The organism is Nocardioides sp. Soil796, assembly GCF_001429525.1.
In the GTDB taxonomy this organism is placed as follows: Bacteria; Actinomycetota; Actinomycetes; order Propionibacteriales; family Nocardioidaceae; genus Nocardioides.
This window is the reverse complement of record NZ_LMSQ01000019.1, coordinates 811,062-834,812: the sequence shown is the minus strand read 5'-3', so window position 1 is coordinate 834,812 and position 23,751 is coordinate 811,062. Positions and strand designations below refer to the sequence as shown.

The following is a 23,751-nucleotide window of genomic DNA, read 5'->3' as shown; positions in this document are numbered from 1 at the left end:
AGGAGCTCAGAGATGCCCATCGCCACCCCCGAGGTCTACGCCGAGATGATCGACCGGGCCAAGGCCGACGGCTTCGCCTACCCGGCCATCAACGTCTCGTCGTCGCAGACGCTCAACGCTGCGCTCCAGGGCTTCGCCGACGCGGGCTCCGACGGCATCATCCAGGTCTCGACCGGTGGCGCGGAATATCTCTCCGGCCCGTCGGTGAAGAACATGGTCACCGGCTCCGTCGCCTTCGCGGTGTACGCCGCCGAGGTGGCCAAGAACTACCCGGTCAACGTCGCGCTGCACACCGACCACTGCCCCAAGGACAAGCTCGACGGCTTCGTCCGGCCGCTGGTCGCGCTCTCCGCGGAGCGGGTGGCGCGTGGCGAGCAGCCGCTGTTCCAGTCCCACATGTGGGACGGCTCGGCGATCGACCTCGACGAGAACCTCGTCATCGCCGAGGAGCTGCTCGAGGCCTGTGTCGCCGCGCGCATCATCCTCGAGATCGAGGTCGGCGTGGTCGGCGGCGAGGAGGACGGCGTGGTTGGCGCCATCGACGACAAGCTCTACACGACGCCCTCCGACGCGCTGGCCACCGTGAAGGCGCTCGGCATCGGCGAGAAGGGCCGCTACCTGACCGCGCTGACCTTCGGCAACGTGCACGGCGTCTACAAGCCCGGCAACGTCAAGCTGCGCCCGGAGATCCTCGACATCGCCCAGAAGGCGGTCGTCGACGAGCTCGGCCTCGAGCCCGGTGCCAAGCCGTTCGACCTGGTCTTCCACGGTGGGTCCGGTTCGTCGCCCGAGGAGATCGCGGCCGCGGTCGACTTCGGTGTCATCAAGATGAACGTCGACACCGACACCCAGTACGCCTTCACCCGCCCGGCCGCCGCGCACATGTTCGCGCACTACGACGGCGTGCTGAAGGTCGACGGCGAGGTCGGCAACAAGAAGGCCTACGACCCCCGCGCCTGGGGCAAGGCCGCCGAGGCCGGCATGGCCGCCCGCGTGGTCGAGGCCTGCGAGAACCTGCGCTCCGCCGGCACCTCCCTCTCCTGACCCCCGCTCCCCGCAAGTAACGCGGGGTTACGGTCGCTCCACACGCGTTGTGCCACGGGCGAACCGTCGACAGCACCGCGCAAGTGCCGGTGTACGGCGCATTCCATCGGACGCCGGTCGAATTCAGGCAGACCGCTGAACGGGGTGGCGAGGGATCGGCACGTACCCGGGAGGCAGATCGGTGCCGAACCGGGTCGTCGTGATCGCGAATTCGCGACGCACCCGCGCCGCGGCCGATGCGCGCTGATCTCCCCAGAAATCGGCCCAGATGAGGCGCGACATGCCGTAGCCCTCCGCGCAGACCGATTCCTGGCGCTTCTTCTCGGCCCACACCACCTCACCCGCGGACAGGTTGGCCACCCCGCCCTCCGCTCGGCCTCGGTACTTGACTCTGCCGTCGAACTCGATCAGGTGACGACCCACTCGCATGTCCACCCAATACACGTGCCCGTTCGTGACCACCGAGAACTGGGTCTGGACGGGGCCGACACCAAGACTCTGGACGAGTTCGCGAGCCAGCGTTTCGCCGACCGACTCGGCTCCGGAGTCGGAGTCCTGGACGGCGCTGCGGGATCGCACGACGTGGGGCCAGTGCTCCATCGCGTCCACTGCCGTCCAGAGTTCGTTCTTGGTGGCACCCAGCTGCATGGCTGAGTCACAGGCGACCAGGCCGTGGCGATAGCCGTGCTCTCGCCCGATGTCGACGGCCGTGCGCGCGAGATCGAGCACGTGGACGCCGTTGAGGTCGACGACCTGGTCGGGGGCGAAGTGGGCGAGGTGATGCTTGACGCCGTGTTCGGTGCGGGACCCGGTGACACCCGGGCGAGTGACGTGCACCAACGTGTCGTGGACCTCGAGCATCGGCAGCCCGTGGAGCAAGCCGGCCGACCTGTGACTGACGGCGTGCGGTCGGTTCATGGTCAGGTGCGCCGCGAGCACTCGAAGTCGGGGCTTCCCTTCACGATCATCGAGCGACTCCCAGGTGTTCCGGGCGACATAGACGCCGCGCCGAACCGTCACCCACGCGCCGCCGTGACCGGTGAGTGTGCGCAGCTCGCGTTCTGTGTAGCCGGCCGCCATTGCCTGGATGCGAGTCACGAGTCCGTGTTGCAGGTTTGCATGGATGGCGAGGTCAGGGCGCATGCAGTGAGCGTCCACGTGTCTCGCCGTGCGTGCTGAGGAGAACGCGCGACCTGTGGATGAACGCTGCACAGTCCTGCGTGTGGACAGAAAGCGGCTGGAACGTACGGCGGGCTGATCCGTCAACGCTGGCACTTGGGCGGTGCTCTTGACGGTTCGCCCGTGTCAGAACGCGTGTGGAGCGACGGTAACCCCGCGTTACACGGGGGAGGGCGGGGTCAGCGTTCGTGGCTGGGCTTGGCGAAGAACAGGACGGCGGCGAAGCCGACCAGCAGGACGGCCGGGGGCAACAGCATCGCGTCGGCCATCGCCTGGCTGAACGGCGCGTGCACCTGCTCGGGCAGTGACCCCGACAGGGAGGCCTCCGGGCCGGCGTCGACGCCGGGCAGGTGAGAGGCGAGCCGGGCATCCATGAGTACGGCGATCGCCGCCGAGCCCAGCACGGCGCCGACCTGGCGCGTGGCGTTGTAGACGCCGGCACCGGCACCGGCCAGGTTCATCGGCAGGTTGCGCGTGGCGGTGGCGGTCAGCGGGGCCCAGACGCAGGCGCTGCCGGCGCCGAGGAGGGCCATCGGTGCGATGAACTCCCACGTCGAGGAGTCGGGCGTCATCACGCGGGAGAGCCAGAACAGCGAGGCCGAGGCGCCGAGGAAGCCGAGGGCGGTGATGGTGCGCGGGTGGATCCGGTCGATGAGCTTGCCGACCCCGGGGGCGAGCACGATGCTGACCAGCGCCATCGGCACCAGCAGGAGTGCGGACCGGGTGGGCGAGAGGTCGCGCACCAGCTGGGCGTAGAGCATGAACGGGAAGCCGATCGAGGTGATCGCGAACGACATCGTCGAGATGGCCAGGTTGGAGACCGAGAAGTTGCGGTCGCGGAAGAGGCGCAGCGGCACCAGCGGCTCGCGCCGGTTGCGCGACTGCCAGAACACGAAGACGGCCAGCACGACGAGGCCGGCGATGATCAGCCGCCACACGGTGATCACGCCGGTGATCCCGGACCAGTCGTACTGGTGGCCCTCCTGGATGCCGAAGACCAGGCAGAACATGCCGACGCCGGAGAGCGCGACGCCGAGCCAGTCGAAGGAGTGCTGGTGGGTGTCGAGATTGGGCACGAGGCGCTGGGCGAGGACGAAGGCGACGATGCCGACCGGGATGTTGACGAAGAACACCCACTCCCAGCCGAGGGAGCCGACCAGTACGCCGCCGAGCAGTGGGCCGACCAGGGTGGCGACACCGGCGGTGGCTCCCCACAGCGACATCGCCTGGCCGCGACGGGCGGCCGGGAAGATGCGGGTGATGATCGCCATCGTCTGCGGGGCCATCATCGCGGCGCCGAAGCCCTGGAGGACGCGGGCCCCGATCAGCATCTCGACGGTGCCGGTCAACCCGCACCACAGCGACGCGATCGTGAACACCGTGAGCCCGGCCAGGTAGAGCCGCTTGGGGCCGAACCGGTCGCCGAGCCGGCCGGTGATCAGCACGGGTACGGCGTAGGCCAGCAGGTAGGCACTGGTCACCCAGACCACCGAGTTCACCTCGGCGTCGAGGTCGCTCATGATGTCGGGCGTCGCGACGCTCACGATCGTCATGTCGACCAGGATCATGAAGAAGCCGAGGCAGAGGGCGAAGAGCGCCGGCCACGGGCTGACGTCGTCGGAGACCTGGGCCGGAGTGGTGTTGGTGTCGGTCACGACTCGATTCAACACCCTTGCACCCACAAACCATTCCTTGAATAGTGCTCCATTGCTTTCCGTTGCGGAAAGTGATTGGCTTTCCAACATGGAAAACAATGAGCGGATGCAGGCCTCGGAGGCCCTGGACGCCATCGGCGACACTCGCGCCGACCTCGCCGACCGGCTCGTCACGCCGTGGTTCCACCACCCGGTGCTCGCGGTGCTGATGACCGGAATGGTGCTGGTCCACGGCCTCGAGCAGCTCCGCGACTCGTGGTTCCGGGTGCCGTTCGCACTGGTCGTGATCGCCGCCAGCCTCGGCCTGGCCAGGCTCTACGCGCACATGACCGGCATCTCGATCAGCAGCCCGGTCGGTCCGCGCAGCAAGCTGATGCTGACGATTCTCGGCGTCGGCCTCGTCGGCTCCCTGCTGTGGCTGATCATCGCCGAGCCGGCCCAGGGCGTGGTCCTCGGCGTGGCCGGGTTCGTCTTCGTCTTCACCGTCGTCGCCGGCCGGTCGTACGACGCCGCGCTGCGCGCCGACCTGCGCACGGACCTGCGCACGGACCTGCGGGCAGACAGAGTCGCGCGATGACAGGCGGGCCTGAGTTCAACGAGGTCATCCATGCGCCCAACCGGCTGCAGATCTGCGCGCTGCTGGTCAACGTGGAGAAGGCCGAGTTCGCCACGATTCGAGACAGTCTCGGCGTGGCCGACTCCGTGGTCAGCAAGCACCTCAAGGTGCTCGCCGATGCCGGCTACGTGAAGCTCGACAAGCCCACGGGTGGTGGGCGGGTGCGCACCTGGGCCGGCATCACCAAGGAGGGCCGGCGCGCCTTCGTCGCCCACGTGGCCGAGCTGCGTCGCCTGACCGAGAGCCTCGACCTCCAGTCCTGAGGCAGAGTCCCGGGAGCGGGCGTGACAGGCTGGCCGCATGAGCCACATGGACCTGATGGCGGGACCCCCGCCCACCCACCTCCCTGAAGACCCCGCCGCCGCAGACCTCGTCGGTGGCACGCCGCCCGCGACCGTCGTACGCGCCCACCCGGAGTCGCCGTTCGCCTGGGCCGCGATGGCCGAGCAGGCCGTCGAGCAGGGCGCCGACGACGTCACCGTCTACGCCTACTCGCGGGTCGGCTACCACCGGAGCCTCGACATGCTGCGCCGCAACGGCTGGAAGGGCCACGGCCCGGTGCCGTGGGAGCACGAGCCGAACCGCGGCTTCCTGCGCTCGCTGGCGCTCCTCGCCAAGAGCGCCCGGGCGATCGGCGAGCAGGCCGAGTGGGACCGCTGCTCGGAGTTCCTGCGCGACTCGAGCCCGACGGCGTACGACGAGCTGCTGGGCTGACCTTCAGCGCCGGCTGCGGGCGATGCGTACGACGTCCGCGGCCACGCCGGTCGGCCGGCTCGACCGCGGCCACACCGCCCGCAAGGGGCGTCCGAGGTCGAGCTCCTCGTCGAGGGGCACCGAGACCAGGGACCCGCTGGACACCTCCGAGGCGACCGCGAGCTCACTGAGCACCGCCGGGGCCGTGCCGGCAGCGACGCTGGCCTTCACCGCGGCGGTGCTGGCCAGCTCCATCTCCAGTTCGCTGACCCGGTGACCTGCCCGGGCCAGTGCCGCCTCGAGGGTGTCGCGGGTGCCGGACCCGGCCTCGCGCAGGATCAGGTGGGTCGCGGACAGCTCGGCCGCGGTGACCGGCCGGCGCCGCCGCGCCCACGGGTGGTCGGGCGCCACGATCACCACCAGTCGGTCGTGCCGGATGATCGTCGACCCGACGGTGCGTGGCACGTACGGCGACTCGACGAAACCCAGGGGCACCCGGGCGGCGAGCACCGCGTCGAGCACGTCGTGGGAGTTGCCGACGTCGAGGCTCACCTGGAGCTCGGAGTGGTGCCGGCGCAGCCTGGCCAGCCAGTTGGGAGCGAGGTACTCCGCGATGGTCAGGCTGGCCGCCACGGTCAGGTGCGGCTTGTGGTCGTCGGCGAGCGACCGGGCTCCGACCACGACCCGATCGACCCCGGCCAGGGCCTCGCGGGCCCACTCGGCCACCACGCTCCCCTCGGTGGTGAGCCGGGATCCCGTGGCCGAACGGTGCACCAGCACCACGCGCAGCTGGCGCTCCAGGCGGGCGATGGCGCGGCTGGCGTTGGGTTGGGCCATGTCGAGGGCTCGGGCCGCCCCACCGAGTGACCCGAGCTCACCGACGCGCACCAACAGCTCGAGCGCGGTGAGGTCGGGACGGTCCGTGGGCATGCAAGAAGGATATGACCTGCCCCAGAGCCATATCAACAGCGCATGAGTCCATGTCGAAATGACGGCTACCGGGAACGACCGTCCGGCGCGACCCTCGAAGGGTGACCTCCCTCAACGACGCCATCGTGACCAGCCCGCCGTCGACGACCGCGCAGCGGCCCGCGACGATCTGGCCCGGTCTGCTGCTGGCGGCGGCGGGTGGCGCGGCCGGGCTGCTCGGCCACCGGCTCGTCCCGCAGCTCAGCCCCGTGCTCGTCGCGATCGTGCTCGGTGTCGTGGTCGGCAACCTCCGTCAGCCCTCGGCGGCCACGGCCCCCGGTCTCGCCGTGGCCTCGCGCCGGGTGCTGCGGATCGGCGTCGCGCTGCTCGGCCTGCAGCTCGTGCTCTCCGACGTGTTCGCCCTCGGGTGGGCGATGGTGCTGGTCATCGTCGCCGTGGTGGTCGGCGGCATCGCCGGCAGCCTGTGCCTGGGGCGGGCGCTCGGCGTACCGCCCGGCCGTCGGCTGCTGATCGCCTGCGGCTTCTCGATCTGCGGTGCGGCCGCGGTCGCCGCCGTGGCCGGCGTACGCCGCTCGGAGGAGAGGGACGTCGCCTCGGCGGTCGCCCTCGTGGTGGCGTTCGGGAGTACGGCGATGCTGGTGCTCCCGGCGATCGCCACCGCGCTGGGGATGAACGTCGTGGGAGCCGGAGCCTGGGCCGGTGGCTCGATCCACGAGGTCGGCCAGGTCGTCGTCGCCGGTGGCCTGCTGGGTGGGGCCGCGCTGCAGGTGGCCGTGGTGGTCAAGCTCGGCCGGGTCCTGATGCTCGCACCCGTCCTCACCGCGCTGACGTGGGCCGACCGCCGACGGGGCGCCGAGGTCGAGGGCGCCGTCCGCCCACCGCTGATGCCCGCCTTCGTGGCCGTCTTCATCCTCGGCACCGTGGCCCGCACCTGGCTGCCGCTGCCCGACCAGCTGCTCGACGTCGCCGGCGTGGTGCAGTCCCTCGCCCTGGCCGCCGCGATGTTCGCGCTCGGCCACGCCCTGGACCGCAAGTGCCTCTCGGCGCTGCGCGGCCGCGAGGTCGCCATGGCCGCCGGGGCCTCCGTGCTGGTCGCGCTCATCGCGCTGCCGGCCGTGTTCCTGGTGAGCTGAACGCGCCCGCTCGGCGGCTCTTGAGCGGTGGTGTTGACGCTTCGCACGTCGTACGACGCGTGCGGAGCGACCATAACCCCGCGTTACACGTGCAGGTCGGGGTCAGGGGGCGAGGAGCGTGCGCACCTTGTCGAGGCCCAGCGCCACGATCAGCGTGGGCAGCCGCGGGCCGCGGTCCTTGTCGACCAGCAGGTTGTAGAGCAGCTTGAAGAACGCCTTCTGGTCGGCCTTGACCTCGTCGGTCGGGGCGTCGTCGACCGCCAGCCCGTGGGCCAGCTTGGGCACGCCGTAGACCACCGAGGTCACCTCGTCGAGGTCGAGTGAGGCCGGCAGGTTCTCGAGGAGCAACGAGATCCACTGCGCCTCGTCGGCGGTCAGTGCGGCCAGGCGGTCGGCGTCAGGTGCGGTGCGCACCGTGGTGCGGTCCTCGGGGTCGCGTCCGGCGGTCCAGGCCATGGCCCGGTCGAGACGGGGCTGCAGGTCGTCGACCGAGTCGTGCGCGTGGCCGACGTTGCTGATGATGTCGCTGATCAGGTCGGCCGACCCGGCGGTCACGTCGGCCACGGAGGCCAGTGTGCGGAACGGCACGACCACAGGCGGTGTGGTCAGGCGTCCGGCGGTGGTCGTGGCCGAGGCGCGCTCGAAGGCGAGCACCTGGGCGTCCCGCTTGGCCGGGTCGGCAGCCTTGCGTCCCAGCGCGTCCCACTCGTCGTACAGCCGCAGGACCTCGTCGCCGAACTCGACGTTGAAGGCCTGCTTGGGCTGGCGGCGCACGTAGAGCCAACGCAGGATCGGCGCCTCGAGCACCTTGAGCGCGTCGGCCGCGGTGGGCACGCCGCCCCTGGACGACGACATCTTGGCCATGCCGGCCACGCCGACGAACGAGTAGCCGAAGAACGACGGGGCGCGCCCGCCGAAGATGGTCTTCACCAGCTCCTTGCCGACGGTGTGTGAGGAACCGGGGGAGGCATGGTCGACCCCGGCGGGCTCGAAGTTCACGCCTTCGTAGGCCCAGCGCATCGGCCAGTCGACCTTCCAGACCAGCTTGCCCTCGTCCTGGGTGGCCAGGTTGGTGACGCCCGAGAACGAGCACACGCTGCACGTGTACGCGAGGTCGGCGGTGTCGTCGTCGTACGACGTGACGGTGGTGGTGTCGCGGCCACAGTCGCGGCAGTAGGGCTTGAACGGGAAGCGGGCCAGGTCGTCGGCGGTGCCGGTGGCGCCGTCTGCCTCATCGGAGTCGTCGGCGGTCACGGAGTCGGCCAGGGCGGCGGCCTCCTGCTCGGACTCGGCGACCGGTGCGGCCTTGGTGCGGTAGCGCGCGAGCACGGCCTCGATGTCGCCACGACGGCGGGCAGCCAGCTGGATCTGCTCGCGGTAGGTGCCGGCGTTGTACATCTCGGTCTGGCTGACCTCGTCCATCTCGCAGCCCATCGCCGCGAGCGCCTCCCGGAGCGGCTCCTTGAAGTGCTCGGCCCAGCTGGGGTGGCAGTCCCAGGGGTCGGGTACGGCGGACAGGGGGCGGCCGATGTGCTCGTTCCAGGCCTCGTCGACGCCTGCCGGAACCTTGCGGAACCGGTCGTAGTCGTCCCAGCTGTGCAGGTGGCGCACGGCCAGGCCCCGGCCGCGCAGCTCCTCGGCGACGAAGTGGACGGTCAGGAACTCGCGCAGGTTGCCCAGGTGGATGGGCCCCGACGGGCTGATGCCGGAGGCCACCGTGATCAGTTCGGCGTCCGGTCCGGCGTGGCGCACGGCGTCGTCGGCAGCGCGGGTCACCCAGTCGCTCGGGTTCTGTGGTCCGCCTCGTGCCATCTGCGTGTGCTCCTGGTTCCTGCGCTGGACTGAGCCGCCAACGCTACCGGAGCGGGTCCGCAGGCACAGCGGTGCCATCCATGATCACATCCCCCGCGATGTGACCCTGGATGGTGCCGACGTCGGGACCCCACACAGAGATTCCAGAGCAAGGATGACAGTGGCCGGTCCCTGCCACGTGGCTAACGCATGCCGCTGTCACTAAACTGCCACCATGCCGCGACCGCTCGCCACTTCGGTTCCCTCTGCGCTGGGCCTGACCCGTCAGGAGGAGCGTCTGTACCGGCTGGTGCAGCCCTTCTCCCGGCGGCCACTCGACGAGGTGGGTCCGGCACTCGCCCTGTCGGGTGAGGAACTGCGCCGGCGCCTCGAGCCCCTGATCGCCGCGGAGCTGGTCGCCCTCGACGGCGGCGTGGTGCTGGTCCGCCGTCCTGCCGAGGCCGTCGTCAAGGTCCTCGAGCGACAGGCCGCGACCGTGACCGCAGTGGGCGAGAGCCTCGACGGACTCCTGGCGGCCGTCCCCTTCCTGGCCGCGGCCGCCAGCAGGCCCGCCGACGACGAGGTCGCCGACATCGACCGCATCGACGGCGAGGTCAGCTCCGGGGGCAACCCCCTGGCACTGCTCTCGGCGCTGGTCGCGAACAGTCGCGGCGACCTGATGTGGCTACGCCCCGATGCCTGGCAGCTGCCTCGGGAGTCCTCGATGGCGCGGGTGATCGCGTCCGCGGTCGCGGCCGGCAGGCGGTCACGTGCGATCTATCCCGCCCGCGCGCTGCAGGAGGCGCCCGACGCCCTCCTCGCCCGGGCCCGGGCCGGAGAACAGGTCCGGCTGATCTCCGACCTGCCGACCCGGATGATCGTGATCGGCACGACCCACGCGGTGCTGCCCGAGCCCCTCGGGGTGGCCGACGAGCCCCGGCTGCTGGTCAGGCAGTCGGCACTGGTCGCCGCGCTCGGACTGTGGTTCCAGTCGTTGTGGGAGCAGGCCAGCCCGGTGCCGGAGCTCGACCTGGGCCACGCGCGACCGGACCTGCGGCGCTTCCTCCTCGAGCAGCTGGCGCTGGGCGCGAAGGACGAGCAGATCTCCCGGAACCTCGGCATCAGCCTTCGCACCACGCGCCGACGGGTGGCGGACCTGATGACCGAGCTCGGGGTCGACACCCGCTTCCAGGCCGGCGTCGAGGCGGTACGCCGCGGCTGGATCTAGTCCAGCGACTTCGCGGGCCGCAGCAACGAGTAGGCGCCGGGCACCACGCGCCAGGTGCGGCGGCGTTCGGGGCCGTGGATCTCGCCGTCGGCGCTGGCCCAGAACTCGTCGCCGGCCACGGTCACCTGGCTGCCGCGCAGGCTGACCACGTCGTCGCGTCCCTCGTGCTCGCCGCGGCTGAGGTGGGCGACGTACGCGATCCGGTCGAGGCGGCCGACCGCCCGCGAGACCATCACGTCGACCTTGCCGTCGGCCGGGTCGGCGTCGGGGTTGAGTGACGTGCCGCCGCCCACGTCGGACCCGTTGCCCAGCGCGACCATCAGCACCTGCTGGTCGAGGTCGTTGACCACGACGCCGTCCACCTCGACCTTGAGGTGCAGCACGTGGGGTCGTACGGCGGCCATCAGGGCGCCGATCGGATAGCCCAGCTTGCCCAGGCCGATCGGACCGATCCGCACCTTGCCGAGCACGGACTTCACGCCGGCGCCGAGTCGCCCGGCCTGCGCGGACGCCCCGACGTGGACGTTGTTGACGACGATGTCGCCGAACTCGTCGACCAGCAGGTCGGTGGGCGTGGGTGTGCCGGTGAGCACGACGCGTGCGGCCTCGTCCGGCTCGACGGGAAGGCCGTTGCCGCGGGCGAAGTCGTTGCCGGTGCCCAGCGGGATCAGGCCGATCACCGTGCCGGCCAGCTCGTTGCGGCGGTGCAGTGCGGCGACCACGGCGTGCATGCTGCCGTCGCCGCCGGCCACCACGATGCGCCGGGAGCCGGCCCGGTGGAGGACCCCGTCGAGCTCGCCGGGGTTCGAGGTGGCCGCAACTTCGACGCTCGCCCGGGCGCGCAGCACCTCCAGGGCGGTCTCGAGCGCGTCCTGGTCGCCGGATCCGGCGTCGGCGTTGGTGATGACAAGGAGTGGGTCCACGGTCGGCGACACTACCCGTGGTCCCCTCCGGCCTTTGGTAACGTGTGTGCGCAAGAGCCCCGGTGCGCTGTTGCCGGGGCCTTTTGCATTCCCTGGCGATCCGGACCCCGGCGCCGGGGACGCAAGGTCCGAACGACCGAAGGAGAACCAAGTGCCCGCGATCATCGTGCTCGGAGCCCAGTGGGGCGACGAAGGCAAGGGCAAGGCGACCGACCTGTTGGCGCAGGACACGAGCATCGACTTCGTGGTCCGCACCAGCGGCGGACACAACGCCGGCCACACCATCGTGGTCAACGGCGAGAAGTTCGCCACCCACCTGCTGCCCAGCGGCATCCTGACCCCCGGCGCCACCAGCGTGATCGCCAACGGGGTCGTGGTCTCGCCCGAGGCGCTCTTCCGCGAGCTCGACGGCCTGATCGAGCGCGGCGTCGAGGTCGCCGACCTCAAGGTCAGCGCGAACGCCCACGTCATCGCGTCGTACCACTCGACGATCGACAAGGTCTCCGAGCGCTTCCTCGGCAAGAACCTGATCGGTACGACGGGGCGCGGCATCGGGCCGGCCTACTCCGACAAGGTCAACCGCTGCGGCATCCGGGTCGCCGACCTGTTCGACGAAGGCATCCTCGCCCAGAAGGTCGAAGCCGCGCTCGACGTGCGCAACCACCTGCTGACCAAGGTCTACAACCGCCGCGCCATCGAGGCGGAGGCCGTCGTCGAGGAGCTGCTGTCGTACGTCGACCGGCTGCGTCCGATGGTGGCCGACACGACACTGCTCCTCAACGACGCGCTCGACGACGGCAAGACCGTGCTCTTCGAGGGCGCCCAGGCCACGATGCTCGACGTCGACCACGGCACCTACCCGTTCGTCACCAGCAGCAACCCGGTCGCCGGCGGCGTGTGCGTCGGAGCCGGTGTCGGCCCGACCCGCATCGACCGGGTGATCGGTGTGATCAAGGCCTACACGACGCGGGTCGGCTCGGGCCCGTTCCCGACCGAGCTGTTCGACGAGAACGGCGAGCGGCTCCAGCGCCTCGGCGGCGAGATCGGCGTGAGCACCGGCCGCACCCGTCGCTGCGGCTGGTACGACGCGGTGATCGCGCGCTACGCGACCCGGGTCAACGGGCTGACCGAGTTCTTCCTGACCAAGCTCGACATCCTCGGTGACTGGGAGCAGATCCCGGTCTGCGTGGCCTACGAGATCGACGGCCAGCGGGTCGACGAGATGCCGATGACGCAGACCGAGTTCCACCATGCCAAGCCGGTCTTCGAGTACTTCGACGGCTGGAAGAGCGACATCTCCGGCTGCCGCACCTTCGAGGAGTTGCCGAAGAACGCGCAGGCCTACGTGAAGGCGCTCGAGGAGCTCAGCGGCGCACCGTTCTGGGGCGTCGGGGTCGGTCCGGGTCGCGAGCAGACGATCGTGGTCCACGACAGCTGACCACGACCCGGGCTCCGGCCGGCCGGGTCACTGCAGGGCGAACGGCCCGATGATCGAGCCGTTGTACCACTCGCAGGTCTTCGCGCAGTCGAACGCCGTGGCGTGTGACGGCTGCGCGAAGTTGGTGCCCTCGGAGATGAGCACGTCGATCTGCCAGGGCTCGGTGTTCCACCGGTCCAACCGGACCAGGTCGTCGCGACCGTTGCCGTCCACGTCGGAGGCGACGGTGTCGGTGAAGGATCCGTTGACGATCCCGGGCGGCGTGACGACCCATGACTCGCCGGCGTCGAAGCGGTCGCCCGACGCACGGAAGACGCGGACCTCCTGGTCGCCCTGCGTGTCCACCAGGAGTGACAGCTCGTCGGTGCCGTCGCCGTCGAAGTCGCCGGGCGCGACGCTGCCGGTGGTGAAGGTGTTCTCGGGGGTGACCCGCGCCGGACCGGGCTGGCCGAAGGCGGTGCCGCTCGACCGGATCAGCAGCAGGCCGCTCTTGGCGACCTTCGAACCGTAGGACCTCTCCACGGCCAGGTCCGACTTTCCGTCGCCGTCGAAGTCTCCGGGCAGCATCGCGTTGCTGACCGACTTGCCCAGCCCCCGGATCCGGGCCCAGGACACGGGCTCGCCGAAGCCGTCGTCGGTGGCCGGGACGACCCAGAGCTCGATCACTCCCGGGGACCGGTCGGTGGAGAGGCCGATGTCGTCGCGCCCGTCACCGTCGAAGTCGCCGAGCATCTCCCAGACGTACTTCCCGGTGTTCGGCACGGTGACCCTGTGGGTGGTGGTCTCACTGCCCCCGTGCCGGACCTTGATCGAGAGCGGCACGTCCGTGCGGTCCTGGACCTTGCCGAGTCGGGTGATGTCGACGAGGTCGAGGCGCTGGTCGCCGTCGACGTCGCCCAGGTAGACCGACCCCTTGGAGGCCTTCCTGCCCCGGGGCCGGGAGAACCCGTCGGCGGTGCTGGTCATGGTGGTCTCGAGCGAGGTCCTGCCCGGCCGGTCCCGGTCGAACATCAGGTCGCCCAGCCGGTCGCCGTCGACGTCGCCCGTGACCAGGGGTCGGCGGTCGGCACCGCCCGCGGAGCTGCGGCCGGGGTCGGCGGTCGGCTCGTCCTCGGCCGCCAGCAGCCTCTGGACGCCGAACCCTGCGCCGCCCAGCACCAGCGCGCCAGCGGTCACGGCGGCGACCAGACGGCCACGCCGTCTCCGCGGTGCGGTCGTGGTCGTCGCGGCGCCGGACTGGTCTGCGGCACGCGCCACCGCCAGCAACTGGTCGCGGAACGCCGCCGCGGTCCGGAACCGGTCCTTCGGGTGCTTGGCCAGTGAGCGGTCCAGGAGGTCGTTGAAGCGCCGGGTGAGCGGGTCGTCGCCGGGCAGCTGCGGGATCGGCTCGGTCAGGTGGGCGGCGGCCACCTCGACGTCGGGCCCGGTGTACGGCGCTGCGCCGGCGTTCAGGCAGGCCCACAGCACGCAGCCGAGGGAGTAGATGTCGCTGGCCGGTGTGCCCGGGGAGCCTTGGGCGCGTTCGGGAGCCAGCCATGACCACGTGCCGGCGACCGTCCCGGTCATGGTCAGTCCCCGGCTCCACTGGGTCTGCGCCACCCCGAAGTCGCAGAGATATGCCTGCGGTTCGGTGGTGTCGGACGAGTCGGCGGAGCGGAGGAGCACGTTCGCCGGCTTCACGTCCCGATGCACGACGCCGGCCCGGTGGGCGTCGTGCAGGGCCCCGGCGATCTGGACGCAGACCCTCGCGGCCAGGGCACGCGGGAGCGAACCGCGTTGCTCGAGCACGGCGCCGAGGTCGCCGCCCTCGACGTACTGGGTGGTGATGTAGAGGACGTCGTCGTGCACACCGTGGTCGTAGATCGCGACGATGTGGGTCGAGTCGACCTTGGCCAGGGTGGTGGCCTCGTTCAGGAACCGGGTGCGGAAGCCCTCGTCGGTGGCCAGGTGCGGCCACATCACCTTCAGCGCGACGGTGCGGCCGAGCTCGGTGTCGTGGGCCCGGTGCACCACGCCCATGCCGCCGGTTCCGAGCTGGGCGTCGATCCGGTACCGGCCGAAGAGGTCACCGGTGCGAGGCAGGGGCACGGGTCTCCCTTTCGCGCGTCATCGGATGGAGTCGAGGGGTGATGGACTGTAGCCGCACTGCGTGCACGCTGCCCAACGGGAGAAGGAGCCGAAGGTCGTGCCGTCGGACAGTGCCACGCTGATCTCCTTGCGGCGTCCCATGCCCTTCGGGACGAGGAGCACGTCGGGGTGCCCGTTGCCGTCGACGTCGGAGGTGGCCAGCAGGACGGACTGCGACTGCGTGCCCGCGTCGAGGGTGATGCTGCCGGGTGTGAAGCCTTCGTCCCCGGCCTGCCAGGTGCGCAGTCGATCGGCGTCGAACCCCGAGGTGTAGACGAGCAGCTCGGACGAGCCGTCGCCGTCGACGTCGGCGGCGCCGAGGGTGACGTCGTACGGGTCGGGCGACTCGGGTGCACGTGCGGCCGGCACGAAGCGGGTGCCCTCGGCGCGCAGCAGGGTGAGGCGCGCGTCGTAGTCGGAGGTCGTGCCGAGGAAGCGGACCCCGGACTCGACGGTCGCGGCCAGGTCGTCGTCACCGTCCCCGTCGAAGTCGCCCACCGCGAAGTCCGTGTCGAAGGTCGAGATCGGCACCTCCGCCCACACCGTGCCCTTGGCGAAGCGGTTGCCGCGGTTGAGCAGCACCGTGATGCGGGCAGGGCCGTCGTCGAGGTCGTCGAAGACCAGCGCCAGGTCGTCGGTGCCGTCGCCGTCGTAGTCGCCGGCCACGACCAGGCTCGCGCTGTCGTCGCCCTCACCGGTCGTGAGCCGGAACGCCGCCGTGCGACCGGAGTCGAAGGTGACGGTGAGGGTCTCCGAAGCCTGCTTGCCGATGTCGGGCAGGCCGTTGCCGTCGAAGTCGGCCAGGATCTGCCGGGAGTCGATCGGGCTGACCTTCGCGCTGCGCATCTTCGTGGCGTCTGCGGTGCCGGAGAACCGGAGGCCGAGGATGTCCGCGGAGTCGTCGTTCTCGAGCTCGAGGTCGCCGTAGCCGTCACCGTCGAGGTCGCCCACGACCGGCGCGGGTTCCGGCTCCACCGTCGGTTCAGGTTCGGCCGTCGGCTCGTCGCCGCCCCCGTCGGTTCCGGGGCCGGCCTGCGCCCACCAGATGCCGCCGCCGGCCAGTACGGCGAGCGCGAGCGCGCCGACCACCAGCGGCGTACGACGACGCCGGGTGCGTCGGGGCGCCTCGACCCTGGCGACGTACTCGTCGACGTCGGCAGGATCGAACCCGGTGCGTGCGGAGCCGCCGAGCGCGGTCATTGCCCGACCCATCGCCTCCGCGGTGGGAAACCGCTGGGCCGGGTCCTTGGCCATCGCCCGGTCGAGGAACCGGTTGACCGCCGCCGCGGTCTCGTCGGTGCCGTTGAACCGCGGCACCGGGGCGTTGCGATGCGCGAGGGCGATCTGCACGTCCGTGCCGCCGTACGGCGGGCGCCCCGTCAACGCTGCCCAGAACAGGCAGCCGAGGGCATAGATGTCACTGGCCGGGGTGGCCGGAGCGCCGAGGGAGCGTTCGGGTGCGAGGTAGGCCCACGTGCCGGCCACCCCACCCGCGACGGTGAGCCCCTCCTGCTCGGTCTGGGCGATGCCGAAGTCGCAGAGGTAGGCCCGGGGCTGGTTCGTGTCGGGGTCGCGGACCAGCACGTTGGCCGGCTTGACGTCGCGGTGCACGACGCCGGCGCGGTGCGCGTCGTGGAGCGCCGCGGCGACCTGGGCGCAGAGGTCGACGGCGATCGCGACCGGCATCGGCCCGCGCTTCCGGACCAGCTCGCCGAGGTCGCCCCCGGGCAGGTACTGGGTGGCGATGAACGGGACGCCGTCGTGCTCCCCGTGGTCGAAGATCTGGGTGATGTGCGGCGAGTTCAGCCGGGCCAGCACGTTGGCCTCGCGATGGAATCGCTGGAGGAACTCCTCCTGGCCGGCGATGTTGCCCGACATCACCTTCAGGGCGACCTGGCGCTGGAGGAGGGTGTCGGTGGCCAGGAACACCATGCCCATACCGCCCTGCCCGAGCAGGCGCTCGAGGCGATAGCGGCCGAAGTTCTGCCCGACGCGGGGCACGGAGGTCATCGCGGTCTTCCAGACGTGTCGTCGAGCACGGGGACACTATGCCCGGCCGACGGCGCCAGAACCATTGTCCTGGTCACAGGACTGAACCATACGGCCGCCGAGCTCGCGGTCCGCAGCGACGCGATCATGTGATGTTGTTCGTCAGCATCGAGAAGGTCTCGTCGCAGCCCTTGTTGAGACAGGCGATCTCGCCCCAGCGGAGGGGTGAGTCGAAGGACTGCCCGGTGGAGAGGGCGACATCGAAGGGGACGCCGGTGTCGGTCATGGCACGTTGGACCACGACGTCTGCCCTGCCGTCCCCGTTCACATCGATCATGGCGGTGTCCAAGGGGTCGTCGGGGTCGTCGACGAGGTCGACCACCCAGTCCTCGCCGGCCGAGATGGTGTCGTCCTCGAACTCGTGGACCCGGATCGTGCCGGGGGCGCCGCGCAGGTGGGTGACGATCTCGTCGGCACCGTCACCGTCCACGTCAGCCACGTCGAGAGGGGTCGCGACGACGCCGTTCTTCGGGGTGTTGCGTGGATTCGACGGTGTCTGGAAGCCGGACCCGTCGGAGAGCAACACCTGCAGCTGAGGCGCGGCGTCGGTCCCCGGCCGAACCCCGTCCCGGCGCACCACGAGGTCGTCTCGATCGTCGCCGTCGACATCGCCGGCGACGATCTGCTCGCCGTAGGAGGTCCAGTTCTCCAGGGTGGCCACCGGCTCCGGGTCGGCGAAGTCGTCGCCGCTGCTCAGCGCCACCTCGATCTCCAGCACGGAGTCCCTCGATGAGGAGTCTCGTGCCCAGGTGAGCACGAGGTCGTCCAAGCCATCGCCGTCGATGTCGGCCAGCAGCGGGAAGGCGTCGTCGCGTCTGCCCCGCCTGGGGAACCCCGCGTCGAACCGGTCGTCGGTGCCGGTGATGACCTCGACGTCGAGCCCCTTGGTCTCCAGGTTGTCGTTGATGCCCAGGACGTCGTCGAGGCCGTCCCCGTCGACGTCGCCGCGCACGAGATAGCCCTCCGGCTGCAGCTGCCGCTCGGGGTCGGTGAATCCCGTTCCGGTTGAGCGCACCAGGAAGTTGCGACCCTCCTTGTAGGAGTCGCCGTAGTTGTACCAACGGACGAGGAGGTCGCCCTTGCCGTCTCCGTCGACGTCGCCGAGGATCGCGGCGGGGTCATTCTCGTCGTCCTGTGGGGCGTCGTCGCGCCACACGGCGTACGCCGTACCCGTGCCGGCCAGCACGGCCACGGCGACCGCGACCGGGATCCACCGTCGCCGGCCGTGTCGACGCGGGGGAGCCCCTGCGGTGCCGGAGCGTACGGCGGTGCCGGTGTCCTCGCGGTGCGGTGTCGACGGTGTGGGCTCCACGAGGGTGCGGTCGCCGAACCGGGTGAGCGACAGCAGGTCGGTGCGGAAGTCGGCGGCCGACGCGTAGCGGCGGGCCGGGTCCTTGGCCAGCGCCCGCGACAGGACGGCGTTGACCCGTCGGGTCGCCGGATCGTCGCCGACGAACTGCGGCACCGGCTGCTGCACCTGGGCCAGGGCGACCTCGACGTCCGAGCCGCCGTACGGCGCGTGCCCGGTGAGCGTGGCCCACAGGACGCACCCGAGGGAGTAGATGTCGGAGGCCGGCGCGCCAGGGTCGCCCTTCGTCCGCTCCGGAGCCAGCCAGGCCCAGCTGCCGGCCACGCCTCCGGTCTGGGTCAGGCCCGTGGTGCCGGCGTGGGCGATGCCGAAGTCGCAGAGATAGGCGAACGGCTCGGTGCCGCGGTCGCGGAGCAGCACGTTGCTCGGCTTCACGTCGCGGTGCACCACACCGGCCGCGTGCGCGTCGTCGAGGGCGCCGGCGACCTGCGCGCAGATCTGTGCGGCCCGGTCGAGCGGCAGCCTCCCGGTGGCGCGCAGCAGGTCGCTGAGGTCGCCGCCCCGCACGAACTGGGTGGAGATCCAGGGGATGCCGTCCTCGACGCCGTGGTCGTGGATCGTGATGACGTGCGGCGAGTCGAGGCGGGCCATGATGTCGGCCTCGCGCTCGAACCGCTGGGTGAACTCGTCGGCCCCCTGCAGCCGGCCGGCCATCACCTTCAGCGCGACAGTGCGGTTCAGCCGGGTGTCGGTGGCCCGGAAGACCACGCCCATGCCGCCCATGCCGATGCGCTCCTCGATCAAATAGCGCCCGAAGCGGGTGCCGGGTGTGGGTGAGTGCAGCGACATGGTGGCGCCATCCTAGGATCGATCTCCGTGAAGACTCTCGTCATCGGCACCGGCGGCCGCGAACACGCCCTGGTTCTCGCGCTCGACCGGGACCCCGCCGTCACCGAGGTGCACGCGGCTCCCGGCAATCCCGGCATGGCGGCCTCGGCCACCCTGCACGAGGTCGACCCAATGGACGGGCCTGCCGTGGCCGACCTCGCCGTACGCCTCGGCGCCGACCTGGTCGTGGTCGGGCCCGAGGCACCGTTGGTCGCCGGGGTCGCCGACGCCGTGACCGGTCGGGGCATCGCCTGCTTCGGCCCGTCGGCCGCGGCCGCGCAGCTCGAGGGTTCCAAGGCGTTCAGCAAGGAGGTGATGGCGGCCGCCGAGGTGCCGACCGCCCGCTCCTTCACCTGCGCCGACGCCGACGAGGTCGCCGCCGCGCTCGACGCCTTCGGTGCGCCGTACGTCGTGAAGGACGACGCGTTGGCCGCCGGCAAGGGCGTGGTCGTCACCAGTGACCGTGACGAGGCCCTGGCCCACGCGGCCACCTGCGGCACCGTGGTGGTCGAGGAGTTCCTCGACGGCCCCGAGGTCTCGCTCTTCGCGGTCTGCGACGGTGCGACGGCCCACCCGCTGCGCCCGGCCCAGGACTTCAAGCGGATCTTCGACGGTGGCCGCGGCGCCAACACCGGCGGCATGGGCTCCTACACACCCCTGACCTGGGCGCCCGACGACCTGGCCACCACCGTCATCGACACGGTCGTGCAGCCGACGCTCGACGAGATGGCGCGACGCGGCGACCCGTTCCGTGGCTGCCTGTACGTCGGCCTGGCGCTGACCGACTCCGGCCCCCGGGTGATCGAGTTCAACGTGCGCTTCGGCGACCCCGACATCCAGCCCGTGCTGGCCACCCTCGAGTCGCCGCTGGGCACGCTGCTGATGGCCGCCGCCGAGGGCCGGCTGTCCGAGGTGGAGGCGCCCCGCTTCAGCGACCAGGCGTCGGTGACCGTGGTCCTGGCCTCGGCCGGCTACCCCGAGTCGTCGTCCAAGGGCGACGTGATCACCGGGGTCGGAGCGGCCAACGGGGTCAACGACGTCGACGTGATCCACGCCGGCACCGCGATCGTCGACGACCAGCTGGTCACGGCGGGCGGCCGGGTGCTCGCCGTACGCGCTCTCGGCTACGACGTCGACGACGCCCGCTCCCGCGCCTACGCCGCTGCCGACCTGATCACCTTCGACGGCCAGCAGCGGCGCTCCGACATCGCCGCCGAGCCCCTCGGTGTCGTCGAAGGCGCCTCCGCCCGCGACTGAGGGAACGGCCCCGACGCCCGTCTCTCCCGCAGGCACGTGATTCGGGAGGCTCCGGCTCACGTGGGAGAATGTCGACTCGTGACCGTTCCCAACGTCCTCGCCACCCGCTACGCCGCCGCCGACCTCGCCGCGATCTGGTCGCCCGAGCACAAGATCGTGCTCGAGCGGCAGCTCTGGATCGCCGTGCTCAAGGCCCAGAAGGACCTCGGCATCGACGTCCCCGACGGCGTCGTCGAGGCCTACGAGAAGGTCGTGGACCAGGTCGATCTCGCCTCCATCGCGGAGCGCGAGCGGATCACCCGGCACGACGTGAAGGCCCGCATCGAGGAGTTCTGTGCGCTGGCCGGCCACGAGCACATCCACAAGGGAATGACGTCTCGCGACCTGACCGAGAACGTCGAGCAGCTCCAGGTGCGCCAGTCCCTCGAGACGCTGCGCGACCGCGGTGTCGCCACCGTGGCCCGGCTGGCTCGCCTGGCCACCGAGCACGAGACCACCGTGATGGCCGGCCGCTCCCACAACGTCGCCGCCCAGGCCACCACGCTCGGCAAGCGCTTCGCGACCATCGCCGACGAGATGCTGGTCGCGATCACCCGCATCGACGAGCTGCTGGCCCGCTACCCGCTGCGCGGCATCAAGGGCCCGATGGGCACCGCCCAGGACATGCTCGACCTGCTCGACGGTGACGCCGCCAAGCTGGCCGACCTCGAGTCCCGGGTGGCCTCCCACCTCGGCTTCGACAACGTGCTGACCTCGGTCGGCCAGGTCTACCCGCGCTCCCTCGACTTCGAGGCGGTCTCGGCCCTGGTGCAGCTGGTCGCCGGCCCGTCCAACCTGGCCACGACGATTCGCCTGATGGCCGGCATCGAGCTGGTCACCGAGGGCTTCAAGGAGGGCCAGGTCGGCTCCTCGGCGATGCCCCACAAGATGAACACCCGCTCCTGCGAGCGGGTCAACGGCCTCGCGGTCATCCTCCGCGGCCACCTCTCCATGGTCGGCGAGCTCGCCGGCGACCAGTGGAACGAGGGCGACGTGTCCTGCTCGGTCGTACGCCGGGTGGCGCTGCCCGACGCGTTCTTCGCCGCAGACGGGCTGTTCCAGACCTTCCTCACCGTGCTGGACGAGTTCGGCGCGTTCCCGGCCGTGATCCAGCGCGAGCTCGACCGCTACCTGCCGTTCCTGGCCACCACGAAGGTGCTGATGAGCGCCGTGCGCAACGGCGTCGGGCGTGAAACGGCTCACGAAGCGATCAAGGAGAACGCCGTCGCCGTGGCGCTCGAGATGCGCCAAGGACTCGCCGTCAACGACCTCTTCGACCGGCTCGCGGCCGACCCGCGCCTGGGCCTCACGAAGGACCAGATCGCCGCCCTGGTGGCGGAGCCGATCACGTTCACGGGTGCGGCAGTGGCGCAGACCGAGGCCGTCGTACGACGTGTGGCCGAGGTCGTGGAGCGGCACCCCGAAGCGGCGGCGTACACCCCCGGCGACATCCTGTGACGATGTGACCCGGGGCACATCCCGGCTTGCGACATCGGGTGTGAACTGAAACGGTCGTAGGGCTGTACCCCTGACCGCCGAGGAGGCGCCCCACTCGTGACCACGAAGCAAGATCCACCGGAACAGAAGAAGACAACCGACCGGGCCCGGTCGTTGACCGACACCGGCCCGGCCGGCGGTCAGTCCCACCCGGCGCTCGACTTCCCGCCCGTCCTGGAGGAAGCCCAGGACACCTCGAAGCTCGACAAGGTGGTCTTCGGCGTCACCGCGGCGATCGCGATCGGGTTCCTGGTCTGGGGCTTCGTCAGCACCGCCTCGTTGAGCTCCGCCTCCACGAACGCCCTCAGCTGGACCATGGAGACCCTCGGCTGGTTCTTCGTGCTGACCGCCTCGGGCTTCGTGATCTTCGCGATCTGGCTGGCGCTCGGGAAGTACGGCCACATCCCGCTCGGCCGCGACGACGAGGAGCCCGAGTTCCGCACCTCGTCGTGGATCGCGATGATGTTCTCCGCCGGCATGGGCATCGGCCTGATGTTCTACGGCGTCAGTGAGCCGCTCACCTTCTTCGCGGGCGACGCGACCGACCCGGCGGCACCCGCCGGCATCCCCGGCACCGACGGCGACACCCAGGTCGAGCTGGCCCGTCAGGCGATGGCGCAGACCCTGTTCCACTGGACGCTCCACCCGTGGGCGATCTATGCGGTGGTCGGCCTGGCCATCTCGTACGGCGTGTTCCGCAAGGGCCGCCTCCAGCTGATCAGCTCGGCCTTCGAGCCGCTGCTCGGCAAGCGCGTGCACGGCCCGATCGGCAAGGTCATCGACATGCTGGCGATCTTCGCCACGCTGTTCGGCTCCGCCGCGTCCCTCGGTCTCGGTGCCCTCCAGATCAAGGAGGGCGTCAAGGTCGTCGGCGGCATCAACAACGTCGGCAACGCGGTGCTGGTCGGCATCATCGTCTTCCTGACCATCTGCTTCATCCTGTCTGCCGTCTCCGGTGTCTCCAAGGGCATCCAGTACCTCTCCAACATCAACATGGTGCTGGCCCTGGTGCTCGCGGTCTTCGTCTTCGTGGTCGGCCCGACCATGTTCATCCTGAACTTCGTGCCCAGCGCGATGGCCGAGTACGTCGGGCTGATGCCCGAGATGACCGGCCGGGTCAACGGCCAGGGCGCCTACACCGAGTCCTGGCTGACCTACTACACGGTCTTCTACTGGGCCTGGTGGATCTCGTGGACCCCCTTCGTGGGCATGTTCATCGCCCGCATCTCGAAGGGCCGCACCATCCGCCAGTTCGTGACCGGCGTGCTTCTGGTGCCGAGCCTGGTCAGCCTGGTCTGGTTCGCGGTCTTCGGCGGTGCCGCGATCAAGTTCCAGATGGACGGCAAGAAGGTGTTCGAGGGCGGGGCCGAGGCCCAGCTGTTCAACACCCTCGACCAGTTGCCGTTCTCGACGATCGCCACGGTGCTGGTGATCATCCTCGTCGGCATCTTCTTCGTCTCCGGTGCCGATGCGGCGTCGATCGTGATGGGCTCGCTGTCCCAGCACGGCGCCCTCGAGCCGAAGCGGGCCCCGGTCATCTTCTGGGGTGTGGCCACCGGAGCGGTCGCGGCGGTGATGCTGCTGATCGGCGGCGACACGGCCTTGAACGGGTTGAAGAACATCACGATCGTGGCGGCCGTGCCGTTCGTGTTCGTGATGGTCGGCCTGTGCGTCTCGTTGGTCAAGGACCTCTCCCAGGATCCCCTGATCGTGCGGTCGGCGTACGCCCGCCAGGCGGTCCACGACGCGGTCGTCGCGGGTGTCACCGAGCACGGTGACGACTTCGTGATCGCGATCGAGGAGACCGAGCCGGCGGAGGGGTCCGAGGACGAGGAGTCGGCCGACACGACCCCGACCGACAAGACCCAGTAGGGCTCTGGTCAGGCACAGAAGGGGCCGCGACTCACCGGATGATCGGTGTGTCGCGGCCCCTTCTCGTGTGATCCGGGCCGGGC

19 protein-coding genes are annotated in these 23,751 nt (G+C 70.6%); 11 read left to right on the top strand and 8 right to left on the bottom strand.

The window, feature by feature from the left end; all coding sequences use genetic code 11:
• The first annotated feature begins 12 nt into the window (after positions 1-12).
• Positions 13-1,044 carry a class II fructose-bisphosphate aldolase gene (gene fbaA / locus ASH02_RS21155; RefSeq protein ID WP_056682994.1) on the top strand — a complete coding sequence of 344 codons (1,032 nt, stop codon included), beginning with the start codon at positions 13-15 and terminating at the stop codon, positions 1,042-1,044.
• A 123-nt stretch (positions 1,045-1,167) separates the two neighbouring features.
• Here the strand turns inward: fbaA and ASH02_RS21150 are convergent, their stop codons facing one another.
• Positions 1,168-2,187, bottom strand: coding sequence for a type IV toxin-antitoxin system AbiEi family antitoxin domain-containing protein (locus ASH02_RS21150; RefSeq protein WP_056682991.1), 1,020 nt, complete (start codon positions 2,185-2,187; stop codon positions 1,168-1,170).
• Between ASH02_RS21150 and ASH02_RS27610 the strand changes: the two genes are divergently transcribed.
• On the top strand, positions 2,088-2,336 hold the full coding sequence (locus ASH02_RS27610) for a HofP DNA utilization family protein (protein ID WP_442938239.1): 249 nt from the start codon (positions 2,088-2,090) through the stop codon (positions 2,334-2,336). The two genes, ASH02_RS21150 and ASH02_RS27610, sit on opposite strands and share 100 nt — an antisense overlap.
• Before the next feature lie 66 nt (positions 2,337-2,402).
• Here ASH02_RS27610 and ASH02_RS21145 read toward each other — a convergent pair whose 3' ends face one another.
• Positions 2,403-3,878, bottom strand: a complete 1,476-nt coding sequence (locus ASH02_RS21145) for a DHA2 family efflux MFS transporter permease subunit (RefSeq protein WP_056682989.1) — start codon at positions 3,876-3,878, stop codon at positions 2,403-2,405.
• An 88-nt stretch (positions 3,879-3,966) separates the two neighbouring features.
• On the opposite strand from ASH02_RS21145, the gene ASH02_RS21140 reads away from it, so the two are divergent.
• The 3 genes from ASH02_RS21140 to ASH02_RS21130 are packed head-to-tail and all read left to right on the top strand — an operon-like array spanning position 3,967 to position 5,208.
• Positions 3,967-4,455, top strand: coding sequence for a hypothetical protein (locus tag ASH02_RS21140; RefSeq protein ID WP_156393661.1), 489 nt, complete (start codon positions 3,967-3,969; stop codon positions 4,453-4,455).
• Positions 4,452-4,757 (top strand): transcriptional regulator, encoded by a 306-nt coding sequence (locus ASH02_RS21135; protein WP_056682982.1) that lies wholly within the window; start codon positions 4,452-4,454, stop codon positions 4,755-4,757. Before ASH02_RS21140 ends, ASH02_RS21135 begins: the two co-directional genes overlap by 4 nt.
• A 37-nt stretch (positions 4,758-4,794) precedes the next feature.
• Positions 4,795-5,208: a DUF3151 domain-containing protein gene (locus ASH02_RS21130; RefSeq protein ID WP_056682979.1), complete on the top strand. Its 414-nt coding sequence runs from the start codon at positions 4,795-4,797 to the stop codon at positions 5,206-5,208.
• Between the two features lie 3 nt (positions 5,209-5,211).
• On the opposite strand, the gene ASH02_RS21125 is transcribed toward ASH02_RS21130, so the two are convergent.
• Entirely contained in the window at positions 5,212-6,117 is a 906-nt protein-coding gene (locus tag ASH02_RS21125; RefSeq protein ID WP_056682976.1) for a LysR family transcriptional regulator, read from the bottom strand.
• Between the two features lie 101 nt (positions 6,118-6,218).
• Here ASH02_RS21125 and ASH02_RS21120 point away from each other — a divergent pair, with 101 nt between their 5' ends.
• Complete coding sequence (locus ASH02_RS21120) at positions 6,219-7,250, top strand: YeiH family protein (protein WP_056682974.1); 1,032 nt, start codon at positions 6,219-6,221, stop codon at positions 7,248-7,250.
• A 102-nt stretch (positions 7,251-7,352) separates the two neighbouring features.
• On the opposite strand, the gene lysS is transcribed toward ASH02_RS21120, so the two are convergent.
• Positions 7,353-9,062, bottom strand: a complete 1,710-nt coding sequence (lysS, locus tag ASH02_RS21115; RefSeq protein WP_056682971.1) for a lysine--tRNA ligase — start codon at positions 9,060-9,062, stop codon at positions 7,353-7,355.
• A gap of 214 nt (positions 9,063-9,276) precedes the next feature.
• Between lysS and ASH02_RS21110 the strand changes: the two genes are divergently transcribed.
• Positions 9,277-10,269 (top strand): hypothetical protein, encoded by a 993-nt coding sequence (locus ASH02_RS21110; RefSeq protein WP_056682967.1) that lies wholly within the window; start codon positions 9,277-9,279, stop codon positions 10,267-10,269.
• Here the strand turns inward: ASH02_RS21110 and ASH02_RS21105 are convergent.
• The gene (locus tag ASH02_RS21105; RefSeq protein ID WP_056685068.1) at positions 10,266-11,192 is read right to left on the bottom strand and encodes a diacylglycerol/lipid kinase family protein; all 927 of its coding nucleotides are present in this window, start codon (positions 11,190-11,192) and stop codon (positions 10,266-10,268) included. The genes ASH02_RS21110 and ASH02_RS21105 overlap by 4 nt on opposite strands.
• A gap of 151 nt (positions 11,193-11,343) precedes the next feature.
• Between ASH02_RS21105 and ASH02_RS21100 the strand changes: the two genes are divergently transcribed.
• Entirely contained in the window at positions 11,344-12,630 is a 1,287-nt protein-coding gene (locus ASH02_RS21100) for an adenylosuccinate synthase (RefSeq protein WP_056682963.1), read from the top strand.
• A 27-nt stretch (positions 12,631-12,657) separates the two neighbouring features.
• Here the strand turns inward: ASH02_RS21100 and ASH02_RS21095 are convergent, their stop codons facing one another.
• The 3 genes from ASH02_RS21095 to ASH02_RS21085 all read right to left on the bottom strand — a co-directional run bounded on the left by ASH02_RS21095 (position 12,658) and on the right by ASH02_RS21085 (position 18,964).
• A complete protein-coding gene (locus ASH02_RS21095) occupies positions 12,658-14,718 on the bottom strand; it encodes a protein kinase domain-containing protein (RefSeq protein WP_056682960.1) in 2,061 nt (686 codons plus the stop codon).
• Between the two features lie 18 nt (positions 14,719-14,736).
• A complete protein-coding gene (locus ASH02_RS21090) occupies positions 14,737-16,767 on the bottom strand; it encodes a serine/threonine-protein kinase (RefSeq protein WP_056682957.1) in 2,031 nt (676 codons plus the stop codon).
• A gap of 124 nt (positions 16,768-16,891) precedes the next feature.
• A complete protein-coding gene (locus ASH02_RS21085) occupies positions 16,892-18,964 on the bottom strand; it encodes a serine/threonine-protein kinase (RefSeq protein WP_056682955.1) in 2,073 nt (690 codons plus the stop codon).
• 27 nt (positions 18,965-18,991) lie between these two features.
• Between ASH02_RS21085 and purD the strand changes: the two genes are divergently transcribed.
• From purD to ASH02_RS21070, 3 genes are all read left to right on the top strand, one after another.
• Positions 18,992-20,260, top strand: coding sequence for a phosphoribosylamine--glycine ligase (gene purD / locus ASH02_RS21080; RefSeq protein ID WP_056682950.1), 1,269 nt, complete (start codon positions 18,992-18,994; stop codon positions 20,258-20,260).
• 78 nt (positions 20,261-20,338) lie between these two features.
• Positions 20,339-21,757 (top strand): adenylosuccinate lyase, encoded by a 1,419-nt coding sequence (gene purB, locus ASH02_RS21075; RefSeq protein ID WP_056682947.1) that lies wholly within the window; start codon positions 20,339-20,341, stop codon positions 21,755-21,757.
• Positions 21,758-21,853: 96 nt separating this feature from the next.
• A complete protein-coding gene (locus ASH02_RS21070) occupies positions 21,854-23,668 on the top strand; it encodes a BCCT family transporter (protein WP_235532594.1) in 1,815 nt (604 codons plus the stop codon).
• Positions 23,669-23,751 lie beyond the last annotated feature (83 nt).

Coding starts and splice junctions, on each gene's coding strand:
- ASH02_RS21110 (WP_056682967.1), top strand. CDS start 9,277: ATGCCGCGACCGCTCGCCACTTCGGTTCCCTCTGCGCTGGGCCTGACC.
- ASH02_RS21140 (WP_156393661.1), top strand. CDS start 3,967: ATGGAAAACAATGAGCGGATGCAGGCCTCGGAGGCCCTGGACGCCATC.
- lysS (WP_056682971.1), bottom strand. CDS start 9,062: ATGGCACGAGGCGGACCACAGAACCCGAGCGACTGGGTGACCCGCGCT.
- fbaA (WP_056682994.1), top strand. CDS start 13: ATGCCCATCGCCACCCCCGAGGTCTACGCCGAGATGATCGACCGGGCC.
- ASH02_RS21090 (WP_056682957.1), bottom strand. CDS start 16,767: ATGACCTCCGTGCCCCGCGTCGGGCAGAACTTCGGCCGCTATCGCCTC.
- ASH02_RS21135 (WP_056682982.1), top strand. CDS start 4,452: ATGACAGGCGGGCCTGAGTTCAACGAGGTCATCCATGCGCCCAACCGG.
- ASH02_RS21085 (WP_056682955.1), bottom strand. CDS start 18,964: ATGTCGCTGCACTCACCCACACCCGGCACCCGCTTCGGGCGCTATTTG.
- ASH02_RS21125 (WP_056682976.1), bottom strand. CDS start 6,117: ATGCCCACGGACCGTCCCGACCTCACCGCGCTCGAGCTGTTGGTGCGC.
- ASH02_RS21130 (WP_056682979.1), top strand. CDS start 4,795: ATGAGCCACATGGACCTGATGGCGGGACCCCCGCCCACCCACCTCCCT.
- ASH02_RS21150 (WP_056682991.1), bottom strand. CDS start 2,187: ATGCGCCCTGACCTCGCCATCCATGCAAACCTGCAACACGGACTCGTG.